The sequence below is a fragment of the Nonomuraea composti genome (assembly GCF_012034275.1).
Taxonomy (GTDB): domain Bacteria; phylum Actinomycetota; class Actinomycetes; order Streptosporangiales; family Streptosporangiaceae; genus Nonomuraea; species Nonomuraea composti.
In genome coordinates this window covers 23911-42884 of record NZ_JAATEP010000009.1, presented here as the reverse complement: position 1 = coordinate 42884, position 18974 = coordinate 23911, and the positions used below count along the sequence as shown (strand labels likewise).

General features: G+C 72.7%; 22 protein-coding genes. 13 read left to right on the top strand and 9 right to left on the bottom strand.

The features are described 5' to 3' along the window. Window positions 1-21 precede the first annotated feature (21 nt). Entirely contained in the window at window positions 22-1215 is a 1194-nt protein-coding gene (locus HCN51_RS14755; RefSeq protein WP_168010206.1) for a cytochrome P450, read from the bottom strand. Between the two features lie 88 nt (window positions 1216-1303). Between HCN51_RS14755 and HCN51_RS14750 the strand changes: the two genes are divergently transcribed. Further along, the gene (locus tag HCN51_RS14750) at window positions 1304-1915 is read left to right on the top strand and encodes a TetR/AcrR family transcriptional regulator (RefSeq protein ID WP_168010205.1); all 612 of its coding nucleotides are present in this window, start codon (window positions 1304-1306) and stop codon (window positions 1913-1915) included. A gap of 153 nt (window positions 1916-2068) precedes the next feature. Here HCN51_RS14750 and HCN51_RS14745 read toward each other — a convergent pair whose 3' ends face one another. Next, window positions 2069-2950: an aldo/keto reductase gene (locus HCN51_RS14745; protein ID WP_168010204.1), complete on the bottom strand. Its 882-nt coding sequence runs from the start codon at window positions 2948-2950 to the stop codon at window positions 2069-2071. Window positions 2951-3014: 64 nt separating this feature from the next. Between HCN51_RS14745 and HCN51_RS14740 the strand changes: the two genes are divergently transcribed. Continuing rightward, window positions 3015-3392 carry a MerR family transcriptional regulator gene (locus HCN51_RS14740; RefSeq protein WP_168010203.1) on the top strand — a complete coding sequence of 126 codons (378 nt, stop codon included), beginning with the start codon at window positions 3015-3017 and terminating at the stop codon, window positions 3390-3392. A gap of 90 nt (window positions 3393-3482) precedes the next feature. Here the strand turns inward: HCN51_RS14740 and HCN51_RS14735 are convergent, their stop codons facing one another. Beyond that, window positions 3483-5231, bottom strand: a complete 1749-nt coding sequence (locus HCN51_RS14735) for an AMP-binding protein (RefSeq protein ID WP_168010202.1) — start codon at window positions 5229-5231, stop codon at window positions 3483-3485. 177 nt (window positions 5232-5408) lie between these two features. Between HCN51_RS14735 and HCN51_RS14730 the strand changes: the two genes are divergently transcribed. The 7 genes from HCN51_RS14730 (at window position 5409) to HCN51_RS14700 (ending at window position 11273) form a co-directional block, all read left to right on the top strand. Further along, on the top strand, window positions 5409-6176 hold the full coding sequence (locus HCN51_RS14730; RefSeq protein ID WP_168010201.1) for a metallophosphoesterase family protein: 768 nt from the start codon (window positions 5409-5411) through the stop codon (window positions 6174-6176). A 60-nt stretch (window positions 6177-6236) separates the two neighbouring features. Beyond that, on the top strand, window positions 6237-6671 hold the full coding sequence (locus HCN51_RS14725; protein WP_168010200.1) for an SRPBCC family protein: 435 nt from the start codon (window positions 6237-6239) through the stop codon (window positions 6669-6671). A 1-nt stretch (window position 6672) separates the two neighbouring features. After that, window positions 6673-7893 (top strand): TRC40/GET3/ArsA family transport-energizing ATPase, encoded by a 1221-nt coding sequence (locus tag HCN51_RS14720; RefSeq protein ID WP_168010199.1) that lies wholly within the window; start codon window positions 6673-6675, stop codon window positions 7891-7893. A gap of 45 nt (window positions 7894-7938) precedes the next feature. Beyond that, the gene (locus tag HCN51_RS14715; protein ID WP_080041163.1) at window positions 7939-8358 is read left to right on the top strand and encodes a DUF5304 family protein; all 420 of its coding nucleotides are present in this window, start codon (window positions 7939-7941) and stop codon (window positions 8356-8358) included. A 14-nt stretch (window positions 8359-8372) separates the two neighbouring features. Then, window positions 8373-9305 carry an ROK family glucokinase gene (locus HCN51_RS14710; RefSeq protein ID WP_168010198.1) on the top strand — a complete coding sequence of 311 codons (933 nt, stop codon included), beginning with the start codon at window positions 8373-8375 and terminating at the stop codon, window positions 9303-9305. A 124-nt stretch (window positions 9306-9429) separates the two neighbouring features. After that, on the top strand, window positions 9430-10125 hold the full coding sequence (locus HCN51_RS14705) for an endonuclease/exonuclease/phosphatase family protein (RefSeq protein ID WP_168010197.1): 696 nt from the start codon (window positions 9430-9432) through the stop codon (window positions 10123-10125). 38 nt (window positions 10126-10163) lie between these two features. Next, complete coding sequence (locus HCN51_RS14700; RefSeq protein ID WP_240972839.1) at window positions 10164-11273, top strand: hypothetical protein; 1110 nt, start codon at window positions 10164-10166, stop codon at window positions 11271-11273. 15 nt (window positions 11274-11288) lie between these two features. Here the strand turns inward: HCN51_RS14700 and HCN51_RS14695 are convergent, their stop codons facing one another. Further along, the gene (locus HCN51_RS14695) at window positions 11289-11792 is read right to left on the bottom strand and encodes a hypothetical protein (RefSeq protein WP_080041160.1); all 504 of its coding nucleotides are present in this window, start codon (window positions 11790-11792) and stop codon (window positions 11289-11291) included. A 46-nt stretch (window positions 11793-11838) separates the two neighbouring features. Further along, entirely contained in the window at window positions 11839-12597 is a 759-nt protein-coding gene (locus HCN51_RS14690) for an alpha/beta hydrolase (RefSeq protein WP_080041159.1), read from the bottom strand. 178 nt (window positions 12598-12775) lie between these two features. Here HCN51_RS14690 and HCN51_RS14685 point away from each other — a divergent pair, with 178 nt between their 5' ends. Continuing rightward, the gene (locus HCN51_RS14685) at window positions 12776-13489 is read left to right on the top strand and encodes a lysophospholipid acyltransferase family protein (protein ID WP_080041158.1); all 714 of its coding nucleotides are present in this window, start codon (window positions 12776-12778) and stop codon (window positions 13487-13489) included. Between the two features lie 9 nt (window positions 13490-13498). Here HCN51_RS14685 and HCN51_RS14680 read toward each other — a convergent pair whose 3' ends face one another. Next, a complete protein-coding gene (locus HCN51_RS14680; RefSeq protein WP_080041157.1) occupies window positions 13499-13960 on the bottom strand; it encodes a MarR family winged helix-turn-helix transcriptional regulator in 462 nt (153 codons plus the stop codon). Between the two features lie 90 nt (window positions 13961-14050). Between HCN51_RS14680 and HCN51_RS14675 the strand changes: the two genes are divergently transcribed. Beyond that, window positions 14051-14476, top strand: coding sequence for a DoxX family protein (locus HCN51_RS14675; RefSeq protein ID WP_168010196.1), 426 nt, complete (start codon window positions 14051-14053; stop codon window positions 14474-14476). 103 nt (window positions 14477-14579) lie between these two features. On the opposite strand, the gene HCN51_RS14670 is transcribed toward HCN51_RS14675, so the two are convergent. Further along, entirely contained in the window at window positions 14580-15491 is a 912-nt protein-coding gene (locus HCN51_RS14670; protein WP_168010195.1) for a LysR family transcriptional regulator, read from the bottom strand. A gap of 113 nt (window positions 15492-15604) precedes the next feature. Between HCN51_RS14670 and HCN51_RS14665 the strand changes: the two genes are divergently transcribed. Then, the gene (locus HCN51_RS14665; RefSeq protein ID WP_168010194.1) at window positions 15605-16957 is read left to right on the top strand and encodes an MFS transporter; all 1353 of its coding nucleotides are present in this window, start codon (window positions 15605-15607) and stop codon (window positions 16955-16957) included. Window positions 16958-17015: 58 nt separating this feature from the next. Here HCN51_RS14665 and mmuM read toward each other — a convergent pair whose 3' ends face one another. Then, entirely contained in the window at window positions 17016-17882 is an 867-nt protein-coding gene (gene mmuM / locus HCN51_RS14660; protein WP_168010193.1) for a homocysteine S-methyltransferase, read from the bottom strand. Between the two features lie 58 nt (window positions 17883-17940). Further along, window positions 17941-18633: a Crp/Fnr family transcriptional regulator gene (locus HCN51_RS14655; RefSeq protein WP_168010192.1), complete on the bottom strand. Its 693-nt coding sequence runs from the start codon at window positions 18631-18633 to the stop codon at window positions 17941-17943. A gap of 73 nt (window positions 18634-18706) precedes the next feature. On the opposite strand from HCN51_RS14655, the gene HCN51_RS14650 reads away from it, so the two are divergent. Beyond that, a complete protein-coding gene (locus HCN51_RS14650) occupies window positions 18707-18970 on the top strand; it encodes a YciI family protein (RefSeq protein WP_168010191.1) in 264 nt (87 codons plus the stop codon). The last annotated feature ends 4 nt before the right edge of the window (window positions 18971-18974 follow it).

Sequence of the window (18974 nt, the reverse complement as noted above, 5' to 3'; positions counted from 1 at the left end):
TCAACGCACAGATCTCGCCACTTACCAGAAAACCGGCAACTCGTGCAGCCCGAACATGATCCCGTCGGTCTTGAACGGCAGCTCCGCCACCGGCACCGCCACCCGCAGCCCCGGCACGCGGCTGAACAGCGTGCCGAAGACGATCTCCAGCTCCAGCCGGGCGAGGTTCTGCCCCAGGCACTGGTGGCTGCCGTAGCCGAAGGCCACGTGGTGGCGGGCGTCGCGGCGCACGTCCAGCTCGCCGGGCCGCTCGAACACGGCGGGGTCGTGGTCGGCCGCCGCCGACAGGGCGATCACGCTCTCGCCCGCCCGCACGGTCACGCCCCCGACCTCCAGGTCCGCGGTGGCCACGCGGGCGGTCACCAGATCGGCGATGCTGAACAAGCGCAGCAGCTCCTCCACCGCGTTCCTGGTCAGCGACGGGTCCCGGCGCAGCTCGGCGAGCTGGGCCGGGTGCTCCAGGAGCGCGACCGTGCCGAGGGAGATCATGTTCGCGGTGGTCTCGTGGCCGGCGATCAGCAGACCGGAGGCCAGGCTCACCAGCTGCTCGTGGTCGTAGACGCCCGCCTCGACGTACCTGGCGACCAGCCGTCCCAGCAGGTCCGCGCCGTCCGGCCGCGCCCGCTTCGCGGCCACGAGCCGGTCCAGGTACGCCATCAGCCCCACGAACGCCTCGACGCTCTCCTCCAGGCCGCTGGTGCGTGACAGGATCATCCGGGTACGCCGCTGGAAGTCCTCCCTGTCCTCGTACGGCACGCCGAGCAGCTCGCAGATCACCAGCGACGGCACCGGCAGGGCCAGCGCCGCCACCAGGTCCGCCGGGCGCGGCCCCGCCAGCAGCGCCTCGATGTGCTCCGTCACGATCTCCTGGATCCGCGGGCGCAGCGCCTCCACCCGCCTGACCGTGAACTCCCCGGCCACCATCCGCCGGTGCAGGGTGTGCTCGGGCCGGTCCATCCCCCCGTACGACGGCTTGGCCCTGGCCCTGCCCAGCGCCCGCTGCGCGGCCGGGAACACGACCGGGAAGCGCGGGTCGGCGCGGTCGGAGCTGACGCGCGGGTCGCGCAGCACCTGCCTGACCTCCTCGTGCCCCGCGACCAGCCAGGCCCACTGGCCGGAGGCCAGCTCGTGCCGGGAGACGGGCGGGAGCTTCGCGTACTGGGGCGGCGGGGCGAAGGGGCACGTCCTGGGCCAGGGGAACGGGTCGTCTGCCATGACTCCTCCTAAGCGGATGATTTCTTCCGCTTCCCGACGATACGCCTATGCGGAAGAATTCGTCCAGTTATGCTGGCGGGGTGACGGAATGGGGAACCTGACGATGCGTGCCGACGCGCGGCGCAACCGCGACCAGATCCTCGCGGCGGCCAGGAGGATCTACCTGGCGGAAGGCTTCACGGTGCCGATGGAGGAGATCGCCCGGGCCGCCGGGGTGGGGGTGGGCACCCTCTACCGGCGCTTTCCCGACCGGGACGCGCTGCTCAGAGGGCTCGCCGTGGACGCCATCCAGCGGGTGACCGCGCTGGGGGAGGCCGCCTGGAAGGAGGAGCCCGACGCGTGGAGCGCGCTGCGGCGCTTCGTCCACGAGGGCGGGGAGCTGAACCGCGTCGTCGCCGCCGTCCGGCCGCACCTCATCGACGCCGTCCCCGAGGACGAGGAGCTGTTCCGGGCGGGGGTGGCGTGGTTCGAGCTGCTGTCGCGGATGATCGTGGCCGCGCAGGAGGCGGGCGACATGCGCGCCGACGTCGCCCCCGGGGACGTGCTGCTGATGCTCAACCTGCTGCACCGGCCGCTGCCCGGCCTGCCCGGCGACCTGGCGGCGGGGCTGCCCGACCGGTTCCTGGACGTGATGTTCGACGGGCTGCGCGCCGGCGGCACGCCCCTGTCGGGGGAGCCGATCGAGCGGTGGTGGACATGACCAGGGCGGGCCCCGGCATCGCGCCGGGAGCCCGCCCTTGGGGTGTGGTCAGCTCACGTCGAGCTTGCGCTGGATGGTGACGGGGATCTCCAGATGGGTGGTGGCGATGGGCTGCTGGTTCTTCTCCATCATCTGCTGCGCCTCCGCCGTTGGCTAAAGAGCCCGAGAAAGTCGCTCGAACTGGTCGTCCGTCAGCTTCACCGACAGAGCGCGCACATTCTCCTTCAGATGCCCGACCGAGGAGGTCCCCGGGATCGGGATCACCGTGGGGGAGCGGTGCAGCAGCCAGGCCAGCGACGCCTGTGCCGGCGTGACCCCGATCTCGGCCGCCACCTCCGCCAGCGGGCTGCCGGGCCCCGCGTGCGCTCCGGCCGCGAACGGGAACCACGGCAGGAACGCGATCCCGTGCTCGGCCGCGTAGTCCACGACGGGGTCGTGCTCGCGGGTGCTCAGGTTGTACAGGTTCTGGACGCTCGCGATCGGCGTGATCTCGGAGGCCCGGCGCAGCTCGTCCACGCCGACCTCCGACAGGCCGATGTGGCGCACCTTGCCCTCGTCCTTGAGCTGCTTGAGCGCGCCGAGCTGGTCCTCCAGCGGGTACTCCGGGTCGATGCGGTGCAGCTGGAGCAGGTCGATGCGCTCGACGCGCAGCCGCCGCAACGCCAGCTCGGCCTGCTGGCGCAGGTAGGCGGGATGGCCGTGGGTGACCCATTCCGTGGGCGACGGGCGCACCACGCCGACCTTGGTGGCCACCGTCACGCTCCCCTCGTACGGGTGCAGCGCCTCGGCGATCAGCTCCTCGTTGGCGCCCAGGGCGTAGGCGTCGGCCGTGTCGAACAGGTCCACCCCCAGCTCGACGGCCCTGCGCAGGAGCGTCACGGCGGCCGCCCGGTCGGCCGGGGGCCGCCAGATGTGCGCCTCCGTGGCGGACGGCGCCGGCTCGGGCCCGTCGGCCAGCCGCATCGCGCCGTAGCCCATCCTGCTCACCGGAAGGTCGCCGCCGATGACGAAGCTCTCACGTGGAATTTCTCTCATGGCCGTCACGCTAGGACTTCACATCGGTGTGAGATTCAAGCCGAAGTGTTGTGAGGAGCGTCACATGAGGATCGGGGCGTTGTCGCGCGAGACGGGGGTCAGCCCGAGGCTGCTGCGTTACTACGAGGAGCAGGGGCTGCTGACGTCCTTCCGGGAGGAGGGCGGCCACCGGCGGTACGGCCAGGACGCGCCCGTCGTCGTGCGGCGGATCCGCACGCTGCTCGCCGCCGGCCTGCCGACCAAGGTCATCAGGGACGTGCTGCCGTGCGCGTCCGGCTCGGGCGAGGTGCTGGACGCCTGCACGCTCGGCCACCTGCGCGAGCGCCTGGCGGCCCTGGAGCGGCAGCTCACCGAGATCCGCACGGCCCGCGACAGCCTGGCCGCGCTCGTGGCCGCCACGGAGCACGCCGAGCAGACCGCCCCGCTGGCCGGCGCCGCCTGACCCGCGCGGATGGCCGGTGCCGTCTGGCGCGCGCGGATGGCCGGTGCCGTCTGGCGCGCGGGTGGCCGGCGGCGCCTGGCCCCAACCTGCCTAGTGGCCGCCGTACAGGTCGTCGATGTCCTTGGCGAAGTCGCGCATCACCAGGCTCCGCTTGACCTTGAGGGTGGGCGTGAGGTGCCCGCTCTCCTCCGTGATGTCGCCGTCGAGGATCAGGAACTTCTTGATCTGCTCGGCCTTCGACACCGACTGGTTGGCCCGGTCGACGGCGGCCTGGATCTCGGCCTGCACCTTGGGGTCGCCCCGCAGCTCGGCCACCTTGGCGCCCGCGGGCAGGGCCTCGGGGTCGAGGGTGATGAGGGCGGCCACGAACGGCCGCCCGTCGCCCACGATCATGGCCTGGGAGATCAGCGGGTGGGCGCGCAGGGCGTCCTCCAGGGGGCCGGGGGCGACGTTCTTGCCCGCCGCGGTGACCAGGATCTCCTTCTTGCGCCCGGTGATGCGCAGGTAGCCGTCGGCGTCGAGCTCGCCGATGTCGCCGGTGTGGAACCAGCCCTCGGGGTCGATGACGTCGGCGGTGGCCTCGTCGTTCTTCCAGTAGCCGTGGAAGACGTTGCGGCCCTTGGCGAGGATCTCGCCGTCGTCGCCGATGTGCAGCGTGATGCCGGGCAGCGGCTTGCCGACGGTGCCGATCTTGTTGGCGCCGGGCATGTTGACCGAGAGCGGGGCCGAGGTCTCGGTGAGGCCGTAGCCCTCGAAGACCTCGATGCCGACGCCGCGGAAGAAGTGGCCGAGCCGCTCGCCGAGGGCGGAGCCGCCGCACACGGCGGCCGACAGCCGGCCGCCGGTGGCCGCGCGCAGCTTGGAGTAGACGAGCCGGTCGAACACGGCGCGCCGCAGCCGCAGGCCGAGGGGCGCGCCGCCGGTGCTCTCGGCCTTGCTCCAGGCCACGGCCACGTCGACGGCGCGGGCGAAGATCTTGCCCTTGCCGCCGGAGATGGCCTTCTGCTCGGCGGAGTTGTAGACCTTCTCGAACACGCGCGGCACGCCCAGCAGGAACGTCGGCTTGAAGTCCTGGAGGTCGGGGGCGACGTTCTTCATGTTGGGGGTGTGCGCCATGATCGCGCCGGCCTCGATCAGGACGACCTGGATCATCCGGGCGAAGATGTGCGCCAGCGGCAGGAACAGCAGCGCCGCCGGGTCCTTGCGGGCGAACAGCGGCTCCAGCGGCCCCCGCAGCACGTTGAGCGCGGTGAACAGCAGGTTGTCGTGGGTGATGCGGCAGCCCTTGGGCCGGCCGGTGGTGCCGGAGGTGTAGACGACGGTGGCCAGGTCGGCGGAGGTGACCTGCTTCCTGCGCTCGTCGACGTCGGCGGCGGTGACGTCGCCGGTCTCCAGCGTGCCGTCGACCCGCCAGATCGCCTTCAGCTCGGGCGCGGCCTCCCGCACGGCCTCCTCGTGCCCGTCGAGCTCGACGAACGCCGCCTTGACCTCGCTGTCGTGCAGGATCCACCTGACCTGCTCGACCGAGGACGTCTCGTAGATCGGCACGGTCACCGCGCCGACGGCCCAGATGGCGTAGTCGACCAGCGTCCACTCGTAGCGGGTGCGCGACATGAGCGCGACCCGGTCGCCGTGCTCGACGCCCGCCGCGATCAGCCCCTTGGCCACCTCGACCACCTGGTCGCGGAACTCGGCCGCGGTGACGACGGGCCAGCCGGCGCCGGTCTTGCGGCGCATGACGACCGCGCCCGGCTCCTGCTCGGCGCGCCGGAAGACGGTGTCGGCCAGGCCCGCGGAGGCGGGCACGTCGACCAGGACGGGGACGCTGTACTCGCGCACGAACTCAACTCCTCTTCGGGGACCGCCTGGACGTTACCGCCTTAAGTTACGCGCCGGTAGCTTCGTCATTGAGGCGTTATGAAGGGCATTTCCCACGCTAGCAGCCGTCGCCCGCCCGTACGCGCATCGAAAACGGCGGATCGGACGGCCCGATCACGCGGTCGTAGGATTCCCCTCATGAGGGTGCATGTCGTCAGTGACGTCCACGGCCGCGCCGACGCCCTGGCCCGCGCGGGCGACGGCGCGGACGCGCTGATCTGCCTGGGCGACCTGATCCTGTTCGTCGACTACGACGACCATGCCCAGGGCATCTTCGCCGACCTGTTCGGCGCCGAGAACGCCAGGAAGTTCATCGCGCTGCGCACGGCCAAGCGCTTCGACGAGGCCAGGGCCATGTCGGCGCGCCTGTGGAGCACGCTCGACGGCGACCCGCGCGAGCACATCGAGCGCAACGTCCGCGCCCAGTACGCCGCCCTCTTCGGCGCCATGCCGACCCCGGCCTACCTCACCTACGGCAACGTCGACCTGCCGCGCCTGTGGGCCGACTACCTCAGGCCCGGCCACCAGGTGCTCGACGGGGAGGTGGCGGAGATCGGCGGGCTGCGCTTCGGCTTCGTGGGCGGCGGCCTCAAGACCCCGTACCGCACCCCGCACGAGCTGACCGACGAGGAGTACGCCGCCAAGGTCGAGGCGGTCGGCGAGGTCGACGTACTGTGCTGCCACATCCCGCCCGCGCTGCCCGAGCTGCTGTACGACGTGGTGGCCCGGCGCTTCGAGCGCGGCAGCGAGGCGACGCTGGAGGCGATCAGGCGCACGCAGCCGCGCTACGCCCTGTTCGGCCACGTGCACAACCCCTTGCACCGGCGGGCCCGGGTGGGCCGCACCGAATGCGTGAACGTGGGGCATTTCCGGGGGAAGGGCGTCCCGTACGTCCTCGAATGGTGATCTGAGCGGCGCTGTGCAGCGCTCCGCCGCGGTCGGCGGTTTGTGCACTACGGTGGTCGCATGTCTGATCGCACCACTTCGAGCATCACCATCGGCGCCCCGCAGGCCGACGTGATGGCGGTCATCGCGGACTTCCCCTCCTACCCGGAATGGGCGGGCCAGGTCAAAAGCGCTCAGGTTCTCACCACCGACGCCGACGGCAGGCCGGAGACGGTGCGCTTCGCCCTCGACGCCGGCCCGATCAGCGACACCTACACCCTCGGCTACACGTGGGAGGGCGGCGGCGTGCACTGGCAGGTGGTCGAGCCGGGGAAGATGGTCTCCGACCTCAGGGGGAGTTACCGGCTGGCCGGCACGGGCAGTGGCACCGAGGTGACGTACGAGCTGACGGTCGATCTCAGCGTGCCCATGATCGGCCTGATCAAGCGCAAGGCGGAGAAGGTGATCGTGGACACCGCGCTCAAGGGTCTCAAGAAGCGCGTCGAAGGCCGCTGAGGTGAGCCCGCGCGTCCTGCTCTTCACCGGCAAGGGCGGCGTCGGCAAGACGACGGCCGCCGCGGCCACCGCCACGCTCGCCGCCGGTCGCGGGCTCAAGACGCTCATCATCTCCACCGACACGGCGCACTCGCTGTCCGACGCGCTGGCCGCCGGCCCCGGGGAGATCGCGCCCGGTCTGCACCTGCACCAGGTCGACACGCAGAAGACGCTGGAGCGCCACTGGGGCGAGCTACAGAACTACGCCAGGGGCGTGCTCGTCGAGCTGGGCCTCGACCGGATCACCTCCGAGGAGATCACGGTCCTGCCGGGCGCCGAGGAGGTCATCGCGCTGCTGGAGCTGCGCGAGCACGCCCGCGAAGGCCGCTGGGACGTCATCGTGGTCGACTGCGCGCCCACCGCCGAGACGCTGCGCCTGCTGGCGCTGCCCGAGGCGCTCGACTGGCACGTCAACCGGCTCATGCCGGTCGGCCGCAGGCTGGTGCGGCTGGTCGCGCCGTTCACGCGCAGCGTGGCCCGGGTGAGCGCGCCCGGCGACGACGTGCTGAGCGCCGGCGAGCGCTTCCACCGCGGCCTCATGGAGGTGCGCGAGCTGCTCACCGGCGACCACGCCTCCGTGCGGCTCGTGCTCACCCCCGAGTCGGTGGTGCTCGCCGAGGCCAGGCGCACCCTGACCTCCCTCAGCCTGTACGGTTACCGCGTCGACGCCGTGATCGCCAACCGGGTCTTCCCCGAGGGCGGCGCCGACGAGTGGCGGGCCCGCTGGGTGGCGGCCCAGTCGAGGCTGCTGGCCGAGGCGGAGCAGTCGTTCGCGCCGCTGCCCGTCCACGTCGTGCCGTACCTGCCGGCCGAGCCCGTCGGCAAGGACGCCTTGGCCGGCCTGGGCGCCGCGCTGTACGGCGAGTCCGACCCGTTCGCCCCGCACGCCGTCGAGCCGCCGCTGCGGATGAGCGCCGACGAGCTGGCGCTGGCCCTGCCGGGCGCCGACCGCGCCGACGTGGACCTGGCCCGCAAGGGCGACGAGCTGATCGTCACCGCCGGGCCGTACCGCAGGATCCTGGCGCTGCCCGTGGCGCTGGCCCGCCGGCGGATCAGCGGGGCGGAGCTGCGCGACGGCGTGCTGCGCGTGCGGTGGGCGGCACAAGAGGGCGAGCCCGAGGACGAGCCCGGAGGGGCGGGGTCCGCACCATCATCCGGCTCGGGGAGCGAATCGGCGACCTGAGGAGTTGAAATGGAGGAGCGACCCCAAACGCCAGGAAGGGCCAAGATGAGCGAGAGCCAGAACAGGGACCCGATCGGGACCGTCGCCGACGAGGCACGCAAGTTGTTCGACTCGATCCAGGGGCGGGCCACCCGCCAGGTCGGCAGGAGCGTGCTCAACTCCTTCACCGGCGGCGGTGGCCGCAGGGAGCGCGACGTCTGGGAGGAGGCCGTGTCCGAGCCCCACGACGAGTACATCTGCCGCGCCTGCCCCGTCTGCCGGGCGATCGCGGCACAGCGTGAGTCCGGCGGCGACGTGGCCGGGCACCTGATGGCGGCGGGCGGCGAGCTGTTCGCCGCCTTCAAGGGCGCGCTCGACGCGCTGAGCAGGCCGGCCCCCCGCAGCACCGGCAGGCCGGGCGGCGACCAGCATGAGGGCCGCCGCGACGGGCAGCGTGACGACGTGGAACACATAGATCTGAACTAGAGGAGACGCGGGGCATGCTCACGATCGGTGTCGACATCGGCGGGACGAAGGTGGCCGCCGGTGTGGTCGACGACAATGGCGAGATCGTCGAACACACGCTCAGGCCCACTGCCGCCGACCGCCCCGACGTGGTCGCCGAGACGGTGGCCGACGTCGTACGCGAGCTGTCCAGAGACCGGACGATCGAGGCCGTGGGCGTCGGCGCGGCCGGTTTCGTGGACGAGACCAGGTCCGTCGTGCGTTTCGCCCCCAACCTCGCCTGGCGTGAGGAGCCGCTGCAGAAGAAGATCAGCGACCTGGTCGGCCTGCCGGTCGTCATCGAGAACGACGCCAACGCCATGGCCTGGGGCGAGACCAGGTTCGGCGCGGGCAGGGGGCAGTCCCACGTGGTCTGCCTGACGCTCGGCACCGGCATCGGCGGCGGCATCGTCATCGGCGGGGAGCTCTACCGCGGCCGCTGGGGCATGGGCGCCGAGCTGGGCCACATGCAGGTGCTGCCCGGCGGGCGGCAGTGCGGGTGCGGCAACATCGGCTGCTGGGAGCAGTACGCCAGCGGCCAGGCCCTGGTCAAGGACGCCCGCGAGATCGCCGAGGCGCAGCCGGAGCGGGCCAGGATCCTGCTGGGGCTGGCCGGCGGCAAGATCGAGGGCGAGGAGGTGACCGAGGCCGCGCGCCAGGGCGACGAGGCCTCGCTCGACGCGTTCGGCAGCCTGGCCGACTGGCTCGGGCAGGGCATGGCCGACCTGGCCGCCGTGCTCGACCCCGGCTGCTTCATCGTCGGCGGCGGCGTGTCCCGCGCGGCCGACCTGTTCATCGACCGGGCCAGGCAGGCCTTCGCCGAGCGGCTGACCGGGCACGGGCACCGGCCGCTCGCCGAGATCAGGCTGGCCGAGCTGGGCGCCTCCGCCGGCGTCGTGGGTGCCGCCGACCTGGCCAGGCAGCGCTGAGCCCGGCCCCCGTGCCGACCTCGCCAGGCTGCGCCGGGCCCGATGCCGTGACGCCCGTGACGCCCGCGTTCGTGACGCTCTTGACGCCCTTGACGTCCGTACGCCTGTGACGCCCGTGGCGCCCGTGACGGTCAGGGTCGGCACGTACAACCTGCACGGGCTGCGCGACAGCGTGCCCGCGCTGGCCAGGGTGATCGCCGACGCCCGCGCCGACGTGCTGTGCGTGCAGGAGGCGCCCAGGTTCCTGCGCTGGCGGGCGAGGCGGGCGGCGCTGGCCGCCGCCTCGGGGCTGTCCGTGGCGACGCCGGGACGGGTGGGCGGCGTGGCCGTCCTGGTCGGGCCGCGCGCCCGCGTCCTGCACGCCGAGACCCGCCGGCTGCGTGCCTTCCTCGGCCTGGAGCGGCGCGCGCTGGCCGTCGCCGTGGTGCAGGCCGAGGGGGCGCGGCTGGCCGTCGGCTCGCTCCACCTCGACCTGCACGACGCGGCCAGGATGCGGCACGCCGTCGAGGCCGTGGCGCTGATGGAGGACGTGGCCGCCAGGCACGGCGCGGCCGTCGTGCTGGCCGGCGACGTCAACGAGCATCCGCACCGCCCCGCCTGGCGCTACCTGGCCGGGCGGCTGGCCGACTGCTACGCCGTGGCGCCCGAGGGCGACGGCCTGACGTTCCCCGCCGGGAAGCCGTCCGCGCGCATCGACGGGGTGTTCGCCGCGCGCGGGACGCACGTCGTGTCGTGCGGGGGAGTGCGGGCCGCGAGCGCCGATCTCACCGGGGCCAGCGACCATCTGCCGGTCGTCGCGGAGCTGAGAGTTGGGCACTAGCGGGCAAGACAGGCTGTCCAGCCCGTAGCATTTCCTTCATGACCCGTCGCTTTCAGCGGCGTGCGCTCTCCTTGATCTTGGCGACGTCCGTGGCCTGGACGCAGGTCACGCCCGCCGCGCATGCCGATCCCCGCCCCGCGCAGATCGAGGCGTGGCAGCAGTCGACCAGCGTGCGCCTCCAGGTCGACGGCTCGCTCTCCGACGTGCTGGCGGTCTCGCCGAGCGACGTGTGGGCGGTGGGCCAGCAGGAGATCTGGGACGTCTGGAAGAACCGCGGCACCATCCGCCACTGGGACGGCAGCAGGTGGGCCGAGATCGGCATCCGCGACAACACCGCCGCGGGCAGCCTGCGCGGGCTGGCCGCGGCCTCGCCGTCGGACGTGTGGGCGGTCGGCGACGGGCACGACGGGCTGCCGTACCTCGCGCACGGCGACACCGCCGGGTTCGACCGGGTCAGGCCGTCCGCCCTGCGGGCCGGCGACTGGCTCGGCGGCGTCGACGCCAAGTCGGGCAAGATCGTGGCCGTCGGCAGCCGGGAGAAGAACGGGCTGATCCTCACCGGCCAGGGCAGCACCTGGACGGCGCAGGAGACCAAGGACGAAGGCGCCCTGTACGCGGTCTCCGGCGGGTTCGCCGTCGGCGACACCGGCACCGAGCCGCTGGTCATGCACTACTCGGGCGGCTCGTGGAAGTCCATGCCGCTGCCGCCCGTCCCCGGCGGCTACCTGCGTGACGTGCAGGTCGACAGCTCCAAGCGGGCGCTGGCCGTGGGCGGCGTCTACCGGGGCCCCGGCGACATCGTGCCGCTCGCCCTCACCTGGAACGGCAAGCGGTGGCGGGAGCTGAAGCTGCCCGCCTCCGAGGCCAGGCTGTACGGCGTGACCGGCGACGGCAAGGGCCGCTACTGGATGACCGGCTACGACCCTTCGCGGGCCGCGGAGCCGTTCATGCTGCGCTGCGAGAAGGGCCGGTGCGAGACCATCAGGGGCGACGCCCAGCAGGGCAGGAGCAGCGTGCGGTTGCAGGCGGTGGCGTACCTGGCGGGCAGGAGCACCGTGTGGGCGGTGGGCCACGCCGTCGACGCGAAAGACCGCTACAGCGACGTGGTGGAGTCGTTTGCCCCCAAGACCACCACGGCGAAGTCGTGAGCCCGCGCCGGGCGCCTACAGCACGGCGCCGTCGTCCCAGCCGGAGTCGTTGGGCGGGCCGTCGCCCATGCGCACCACCAGCGCCACGAACCCGCCGATGAACGCCGCCACCGCCGTGAACAGCGCCCACCCCTCCATGTGCCAGCTCGCCATCGCCGCGACCAGCAGGTAGGCGGGGCCGCCGAACAGCGCCACCCACGCCAGCTTGGTCGGCAGGTCGAGCTTGGGCAGGGGAGGCGGCGGCGGAGGCTCGAAGTGGCCTTCGTCCTCCTCGCCCTCACCGTCGCCGTCGCCGCGGTCGCGGTCGAGCAGCGGGCCGTCGTCGAGGGAGTCGAGGGAGCCCGGCGAGACGTCGTGCGCGGGCTCCTCCTCCGAGGGCTTGACGACCCGGCGGGTGGGCTCGGCAGGCAGGTTCTCGCTGTCGGGCCATGGCTGGTCGGCCGAGTCGCGCTCGGCGGTGTCGTTGAAGGACGCGACGATCTGCCGCCAGACCTCGTCCTCGTCACTCTGGGGCGTCACCTAGATGGGCCTCTCCGCAGCGATCGCGACTTCCCCCTGGGTGCGATCAGTCCCTCTGCAAGGGTACCGAGGCATGTGTCCGGATGAAGTCGAGGCTCCCGGCAAAGATCCTGTCGGCATCATTGTCAAGTGTCGCAACATGGTAGCTATCGGTAAGCTCCTCGATCGTGGCCTGCGGGACCTTCGCGCGAATGATCGCGACACTCGTCGGCTTCACCACATGGTCGTCCCTGCTGTGGAAGACCAGCAGTGGCTGGGTCACCTTCGCCAGGTCGGCCTGCACCAGCGACCACAGCCCGGGCAGCGAGGCCGCCGCCTTCACCGGAGTGCGAGTGTAGGCCAGCTCGCGCACGCCCGGCTTCTTGACGTCATTAGCGACGCCGGGCACCGACGGCACGAACCATTTGAGCAGCGGAGCGAGCTTGAGCAGCGGCACGTCGTTGGCGATCGAGGGATTCACCACCATCACCCCCCTGATGGCGGACCCGTGCACCTCGGCGAGCCGCAGCGCCAGGCAGCCGCCCAGCGACAGGCCCGCCACGAACACCTCCGCGCACCGGCCCTGGAGGTCGGCGAACGCCTTCTCCACCTCGGCGTACCAGTCCTCCCAGCGCGTCCGGTTCATCTCCTGCCACTTGGTGCCGTGCCCGGGCTGGCGGGGCAGCGACACGCTGATCCCCTGACCGGCCAGGTACTCGCCCCATGGTCGCAGGGACTGCGGCGTGCCGGTGAAGCCGTGACACAGCAGCACGCCGATCTGGCCTGCTTCGTGGTGGTAGGGCTCCGCGCCTGGCATGAGCGGCATAACAGCTCCTCTGTGCCGTTTCATTCCGGCAATTTCCGCCGGAACGGCCCGATCGTCGCATGTTCCGGGGTATTTGTGCGAGAGCTGATGTAGGAGCATGGCCGTCGAGATGGGAAGATGACTCTGCCCACTGCTGACGATGCCCGCCGACGAGAAGTGCGCAGGAAGAGGTGCCAGGGTGTTCTACTGGGTGGTCAAGGCCATCTTGGGGCCGTTCCTCCACCTCATCTTCAGGCCGTGGACCGAAGGCGCCGAGAACGTCCCCAAGGAGGGGCCCGCCATCCTGGCCGGCAACCATCTGTCCTTCGCCGACCACTTCTTCGGCCCCCTGCAGATCCGGCGCAAGGTCATCTCGCTGGGCAAGGCCGACTACTTCACCGGCCGGGGCATCAAGGGCTTCTTCACCCGCCTGTTCTTCAGCGGGGTCGGCACCGTGCCGATCGACCGCTCCGGCGGCAAGGCCAGCGAGGCCGCGCTGCGCACCGGGCTGCGCGTGCTGCGCGAGGGCCACATCCTCGGCATCTACCCCGAGGGCACCCGCACGCCCGACGGCCGCCTCTACAAGGGCAAGACCGGCGTGGCCAGGCTCGCGCTGGAGTCGCGGGTGCCGGTGATCCCGTGGGCGATGATCAACACGTACGAGATGATGCCCCCGGGGCGGTTGTTCCCCAAGCTGGGCATCCGGCCGGGCGTGAAGTTCGGCAAGCCGCTCGACTTCTCCCGCTACTACGGCATGGAGGACGACCGGCTGGTGCTGCGCGCCGTGACCGACGAGATCATGTACGCGCTGATGGAGCTGTCGGGCCAGGAGTACGTCGACAAGTACGCCGCCAGCGCCCGCGTCGAGATGGAGCGGGCCGCGCGGGCCGCCGCCGCGGGCAAGAGCGAGTGAGCCGGGAGGTCACGCCGAGGAGCGTAAGGCCTCCTCGGTGCGGCGCATGGCGCTCGTCATCGTGCGCAGCTCCTCCCGGCTGAGCCGGTCGATCAGGAAGGCGCGCACGACCTCCACGTGACCGGGCGCCACCTGCTCCAGGCAGCGCGCGCCCTTCTCGGTCAGCACCGCCAGCACGCCGCGCTCGTCGGACGGGCAGGTCGCCCGCTCCACCAGCCCCGCCTTCTCGAGCTGGTTGATCTGGTACGTCAGCGCGCTCTTCGACACCACGACGTCTCTCGCCAGCTCCGTCATGCGCATCTGCCGGCCGGGGGACTCCGACAGGACCACCAGGATCTCGTACTGCGGGTGCGTGAGGCCGGCGGCGGCCTTGAGCTGCTCCTCGATCCGCCGCTCGAGCAGGTGGGAGGTGGACACGAAGGCGCGCCACGCCGCCATCTCCGTCGCGTCCAGCCATCGGATGTCCGTCACCGATTCAGTGTACTGTCGTTCGAATTTGAACAAATCACTGCTAGAGTCGTTGTTCAAATCTGAACAACCATCGAGGGGGGAAGAGTTCGCATGGTGGATCAGGCGCGTCCCATCGTCCTGTTGCTGGCGAGGGTCGCCATCGGGGTGATCTTCCTGGTGCACGGCTACCAGAAGTTCGCGACCATGGGCATCGCGGGCACGACCAAGTTCTTCGAGTCCGTCGGCATCCCGCTGGCCGGCCTGGCCGCGCCCGCGGTGGCCGTGCTGGAGGTCGCCGGCGGCCTGGCGCTGATCCTCGGCGTCGCGCTGCCGATCGCCGGCACGCTGCTCGCCCTCGACATGCTGGGCGCGATCGCCTTCGTGCACGGCTCCAACGGGCTGGCCGGCGACGGCGGCTACGAGTTCGTGCTGGCGCTGGCCGCGGCCAGCCTGGCCGTCGGGTTCACCGGGGGCGGCGCGCTGGCGCTCGACCGCGTCCTGTTCCGCCGCCGCAGCGCCGCCACGGCGACCGCGTAACGCCGGAGGGCGTGACCTGGGCGTGCCGGCCGGGCGTGGTGGCGGCCGGCACCGCCTCTTGGGTCGGCGCCGCTTCTACGGTCGGCGCCGCCCTCTTTCTTCTCTACGTGGGGTGGCGGGCCAGGGCCTCCCGGACGCGTTCGCGCAGCCAGGCGTGCGCCGGGTCGGCGTCGTAGCGCGGGTGCCACCCCATCGAGATCGTCATGGGCGGCAGCTCCAACGGTACCGCGAACGTCACCAGCCCCAGCGCCTCGTACATCGGCCTGGTCAGCCGCTCCGGCGTCATCCCCACCAGCCCCGACTCGCGCACCGCGAGCAGCATCGCCCCGAACGTCGGCAACGAGCCCGCCACCCGCCGCGCCAGCCCCATCCCGGCCAGCAGCTCATCCACCGGCCCCGCCGTGCGGCCCCGCCGGGTGGCGATGACGTGCTCGAACGCGGCGAACCTGGCCGCCGTGACCGGCCCGCCGTCGAGGATCGGATGCCCGGGGCGCACGACGCCGATGCCCCGGTCTTCTGTCAGCGGCTCGACCCTGATCTCCGGCGCCGGGTCCTCCATGCCCGTCACCTCCAGGTCGGCGCTCCCGTCACGCAGCGCCTGCGCGTCGCCGTGCCCCTCCGGGACGAAGTGCAGCCGCACCCCCGGGGCCGACCGGCTCACCTCCGTCAGCAGCGGCACGCTCACCGCCGTGATCACGACGTCCGAGGCCAGGATCACGAACCTGCGCTCCAGCGTGGCCGGATCCAGCTCGCCCGGCGGCGTGAACACCTTCCTGGCCGCCTCCACCAGCGCCCGCACCTCGCCCCGCACGGCCAGCGCCCGGGGTGTCGGCACCATCTGCCGCCCCGAGCGCACGAGCACCGGGTCGCCCATCGCCGCGCGGATGCGCCCGAGCGTGCGGCTCATCGCCGGCTCCGACAGGTGCAGCCGTCGCGCCGCCGCCGAGACGCTGCCCTCCTCCAGCAGCACGTCGAGAGCGATCAGCAGGTCGAAGCTCGGTTGCGTCTGACGCATGTATCACCTGCCAAAGATGCATTTGAGGTCAGGTCAGGGTCGAGTCTACGGTGAGGAACGCGGGAGGCCTCCGCCGCACTCATTCACCCCTCGACCTCGCCGGAGGTTTTCGCATGTCCACCCTTACGCTGGAGCCGGGCGTCCGGTCCCGCACCCGGATCATGGCCGTCATGGCCGCGTCCGTGGTGCTCGCGGTCGCCCTGGTCGCCGCCGTCAACCTCGCCATCCCCACGCTCGCCGCCTCCGAGCTGCACCCCTCCCCGTCGCAGATCCTCTGGATCGTCGACGCCTACGTCATCGTCTTCGCCTGCCTGCTCATCCCCGCCGGCGCGGCCGGCGACCGCTTCGGCCGCAAGGGGGTGCTGCTGGCCGGGCTGGGCGTGTTCGCGGCCGGATGCCTCGCGGCGGCGCTCGCGCCGGACGTCGCCACGCTGATCGCCGCCAGGGCGCTGAGCGGCGCGGGCGCCGCCATGGTCATGCCGGCCTCGCTGGCCATCACCGTCGGCGTCTACCCGCCCGCCGAGCGCGGCGCCGCCGTCGCCGCCTGGACCGCCGCCACCGGCGCCGCCGGCGTGATCGGCAACCTGGGCGGCGGGCTGGTCATGCAGTACCTGCCGTGGCGGGCGCTGTTCGGGGTGCCGGTGCTGCTGGCCGCCGTGCTCGCGGCGCTGGTGGCCGTGATGGTGCCGCGCGTGCCCCGGCACCCGGCCGCCCTCGACCTGGCCGGCACGGTGCTGCTCACCGCCGCGTCCGTGGCGCTGCTCGCCGGGATCATCGAGGGGCCCGAGGCCGGATGGGGGAGCGGGCTGGTGGTGACGGCGTTCGGCGTGGCGGCCGTGCTGTTCGCCGTCTTCGTCGCGCACCAGCTACGAGCCTCCGCGCCGCTGCTCGACCCCCGGCTGTTCGCGTCGGCGCGGCTGCGTGCCGGGACGCTCGGCGTGGCCGTCACCTTCTTCGGGCTGTTCGCGCTGTTCTTCGTCAACGCCCGCTTCCTCCAGGAGGTCAAGGGCTTCTCGCCGCTGCTCACCGGGGTGGCCATCGTGCCGCTCGTCATCCCCATGATCGTCCTGTCGCGGCTGGCGGGCCGCTTCGCCCCGCGCCCCGCCGTCCTGGCCGGGCTCGCGGGGAACGTCGCGGGGCTGGCCCTGCTGTCCTTCGCCGGCGCCACCATGCCCTACCCCCTGTACGCCGCCGGGCTGGTGATCATGGGCGCGTCCATGGGGCTGTGCCTGCCCGTGCTCTCGCACGAGATCATGGCGGCGCTGCCGCGCGAGCGCGCCGGCCTCGGCTCCGGCCTCAACAGCGCCACCCGCGAGCTCGGCAGCGCCATCGGGGTCGCCGTCATGGGGACGGTCATGGCCACGTACGGGATGGGCACCGGCTACCGCGTCGTGGCCGCCGTCGTGCTCGCGGGCGGCCTGCTCACCGGCTGGTGGCTCAGGCCGGACGCGCGCGAATCCGCCTGATGGGCTCGGGCCTGGCTCAGGCCGGACGCGCGGACCCGCTCGATGCGCTCGTGCCGGCTCAGGTCAGGCGCGCGCGGATGTGCCTGATGTGCTCCGGCGTCGTACGGCAGCAACCGCCGATCAGCGACGCGCCCGCCCGCTGCCACTCCTGAGCGGCCCGGCCGAACTCGACCGGGTCCGCCAGGCCCAGCCAGCGACGGGCGCCGGCGTCCCACGACTCGCCCGAGTTGGGGTAGACCACCACCGGCAGGCCGCCCGCCAGGCACGAGATCAGCCCCGGGATGTGGCGCGGCGCCGTGCAGTTGGCGCCCACCGCCACCACCTGCGGGTGCCCCGCGAACAACGCCGCCGCCTCCCGGATCGGCGTGCCGTCGTTGAGCCGCTCCCCGTCGCGGCACGAGAAGCTCACCCACGCCTTCACCCCCGGCGTGCGGGCCAGCAGCGCCGCCAGCGCCCGCGCCTCCGGGAACGACGGGATCGTCTCGCAGGCCAGCAGGTCGGCCCCGGCCGCCGCCAGGATCTCCCAGCGCGGCAGGTGCCAGGCGTACAGGCCGTGCTCGTCGAGGTCGTAGTCGCCGGTGTACTCGGCGCCGTTGGCCAGATAGGCGCCGTACGGGCCGACCGAGGCCGCCACCAGCCCGTGCCCCGCCTCGTCCCGCGCCTGGGCGGCCAGCTCCACCGACAGCCGGATCAGCCGCTCCGCCTCCGCCACGCCCAGGCCGCGCCGAGCGAACCCCGGCAGCGTCGCCTGATAGCTGGCCGTGGTCGCCACGTCGGCCCCGGCCGCGAAGTAGTCGGCGTGCGCGCGCCTGATCAGCGCCGGCTCCTCCAGCAGCAGCCGCGCCGACCACAGCTCGTCGCTCAGGTCCGCGCCGAGCTCCTCCAGCCGCGTCGCCAGGCCGCCGTCCAGGACAAGTGTCGTCACTTGACCAGCGTACGGGGCCGCCGGAACACCGCACGCCCGTCCGCCCGTGCGGGCACGTTCACGGGCGAGCCGGCCCGGCGGCGTGGGCGAGGGACGGGCCGTCCAGCACGATCACCTCGCCGGTGCCGATCTCGATCAGCCCGCGGCGCTCGAACGCCCGCAGAGCGCGGTTGACGCTCACCCTGGTCGCCCCGATCTCGGCCCCCAGACCGGCCTGCCCTCCGTCCAGCGGCACCCGGTACCGTCGCGGGCCCGGGATCGTCGACCGCCCGGCGGCGCCCCGGCGGACCAGCCAGGCGGCCACCCGTGACGGCACGTCCCGCACCGACGCGTCCAGCAGCCGCTCGTCGAGGTCGCGCACGGTCGCGGCCAGCGTGCGCAGCAGCCGCGCCGCCACCGACGGCTCCGCGCCGACCAGCTCCAGCACGGCGGCGCGCGGCAGGTACACCACCTCCACGGCCGTCAGCGCCGTCCGGGTCGCACGGTGGGCGCCGTCCACCAGCAGCGCCGTCTTGTCGAACGCCACCGGCGCCCCCTCCACGGCCAGCACCACCTCCCGGCCCTCGGCGCTCACCCGGGCGGCCTTGACCCGCCCGTCCAGCAGCACGATCAGGTCGTCGGCGGGATCCCCCTCCGTGCACAGCACCTGCCCGGCCGCATACCGCCGCCGGCGAGCCCGCGCCGCCAGCCCCCGCAGCCGCTCCTCACCGAGCCCGCCGAGCATGGGGAGATCGGCCAGCGTGTACGTCATGTATCCCGTGATACACCACGGCCGTGCCTCGCGATGCTGACCGCAGGGACGGCCCGGACCTAACGTGCGGGGCATGGCGAGATACGTGGTGCACCTGGCCTTCGACGGCGACCCCCGGCGGCTCGCGGCCCGCCCCGCGCACCGGGAGCACCTGCGACGGCTCAAGGAGCAGGGACGGCTGGTGACCGCCGGGCCGTGGGCGGACGACAGCGGGGCGCTGCACGTGTACGAGGTGGCGGACGAGGCCGAGCTGCGGGACATCCTCCGGCAGGATCCGTACGCGGCGGTGGACGGCTCCCAGGTCGTGCTGCTGCGGGAGTGGACCCCGATCATGTGACGGG

Coding starts and splice junctions, on each gene's coding strand:
- HCN51_RS14755 (WP_168010206.1), bottom strand. CDS start 1,215: ATGGCAGACGACCCGTTCCCCTGGCCCAGGACGTGCCCCTTCGCCCCG.
- HCN51_RS14750 (WP_168010205.1), top strand. CDS start 1,304: ATGGGGAACCTGACGATGCGTGCCGACGCGCGGCGCAACCGCGACCAG.
- HCN51_RS14745 (WP_168010204.1), bottom strand. CDS start 2,950: ATGAGAGAAATTCCACGTGAGAGCTTCGTCATCGGCGGCGACCTTCCG.
- HCN51_RS14740 (WP_168010203.1), top strand. CDS start 3,015: ATGAGGATCGGGGCGTTGTCGCGCGAGACGGGGGTCAGCCCGAGGCTG.
- HCN51_RS14730 (WP_168010201.1), top strand. CDS start 5,409: ATGAGGGTGCATGTCGTCAGTGACGTCCACGGCCGCGCCGACGCCCTG.
- HCN51_RS14725 (WP_168010200.1), top strand. CDS start 6,237: ATGTCTGATCGCACCACTTCGAGCATCACCATCGGCGCCCCGCAGGCC.
- HCN51_RS14715 (WP_080041163.1), top strand. CDS start 7,939: ATGAGCGAGAGCCAGAACAGGGACCCGATCGGGACCGTCGCCGACGAG.
- HCN51_RS14710 (WP_168010198.1), top strand. CDS start 8,373: ATGCTCACGATCGGTGTCGACATCGGCGGGACGAAGGTGGCCGCCGGT.
- HCN51_RS14700 (WP_240972839.1), top strand. CDS start 10,164: ATGACCCGTCGCTTTCAGCGGCGTGCGCTCTCCTTGATCTTGGCGACG.
- HCN51_RS14690 (WP_080041159.1), bottom strand. CDS start 12,597: ATGCCGCTCATGCCAGGCGCGGAGCCCTACCACCACGAAGCAGGCCAG.
- HCN51_RS14675 (WP_168010196.1), top strand. CDS start 14,051: ATGGTGGATCAGGCGCGTCCCATCGTCCTGTTGCTGGCGAGGGTCGCC.
- HCN51_RS14670 (WP_168010195.1), bottom strand. CDS start 15,491: ATGCGTCAGACGCAACCGAGCTTCGACCTGCTGATCGCTCTCGACGTG.
- HCN51_RS14665 (WP_168010194.1), top strand. CDS start 15,605: ATGTCCACCCTTACGCTGGAGCCGGGCGTCCGGTCCCGCACCCGGATC.
- HCN51_RS14655 (WP_168010192.1), bottom strand. CDS start 18,633: ATGACGTACACGCTGGCCGATCTCCCCATGCTCGGCGGGCTCGGTGAG.
- HCN51_RS14650 (WP_168010191.1), top strand. CDS start 18,707: ATGGCGAGATACGTGGTGCACCTGGCCTTCGACGGCGACCCCCGGCGG.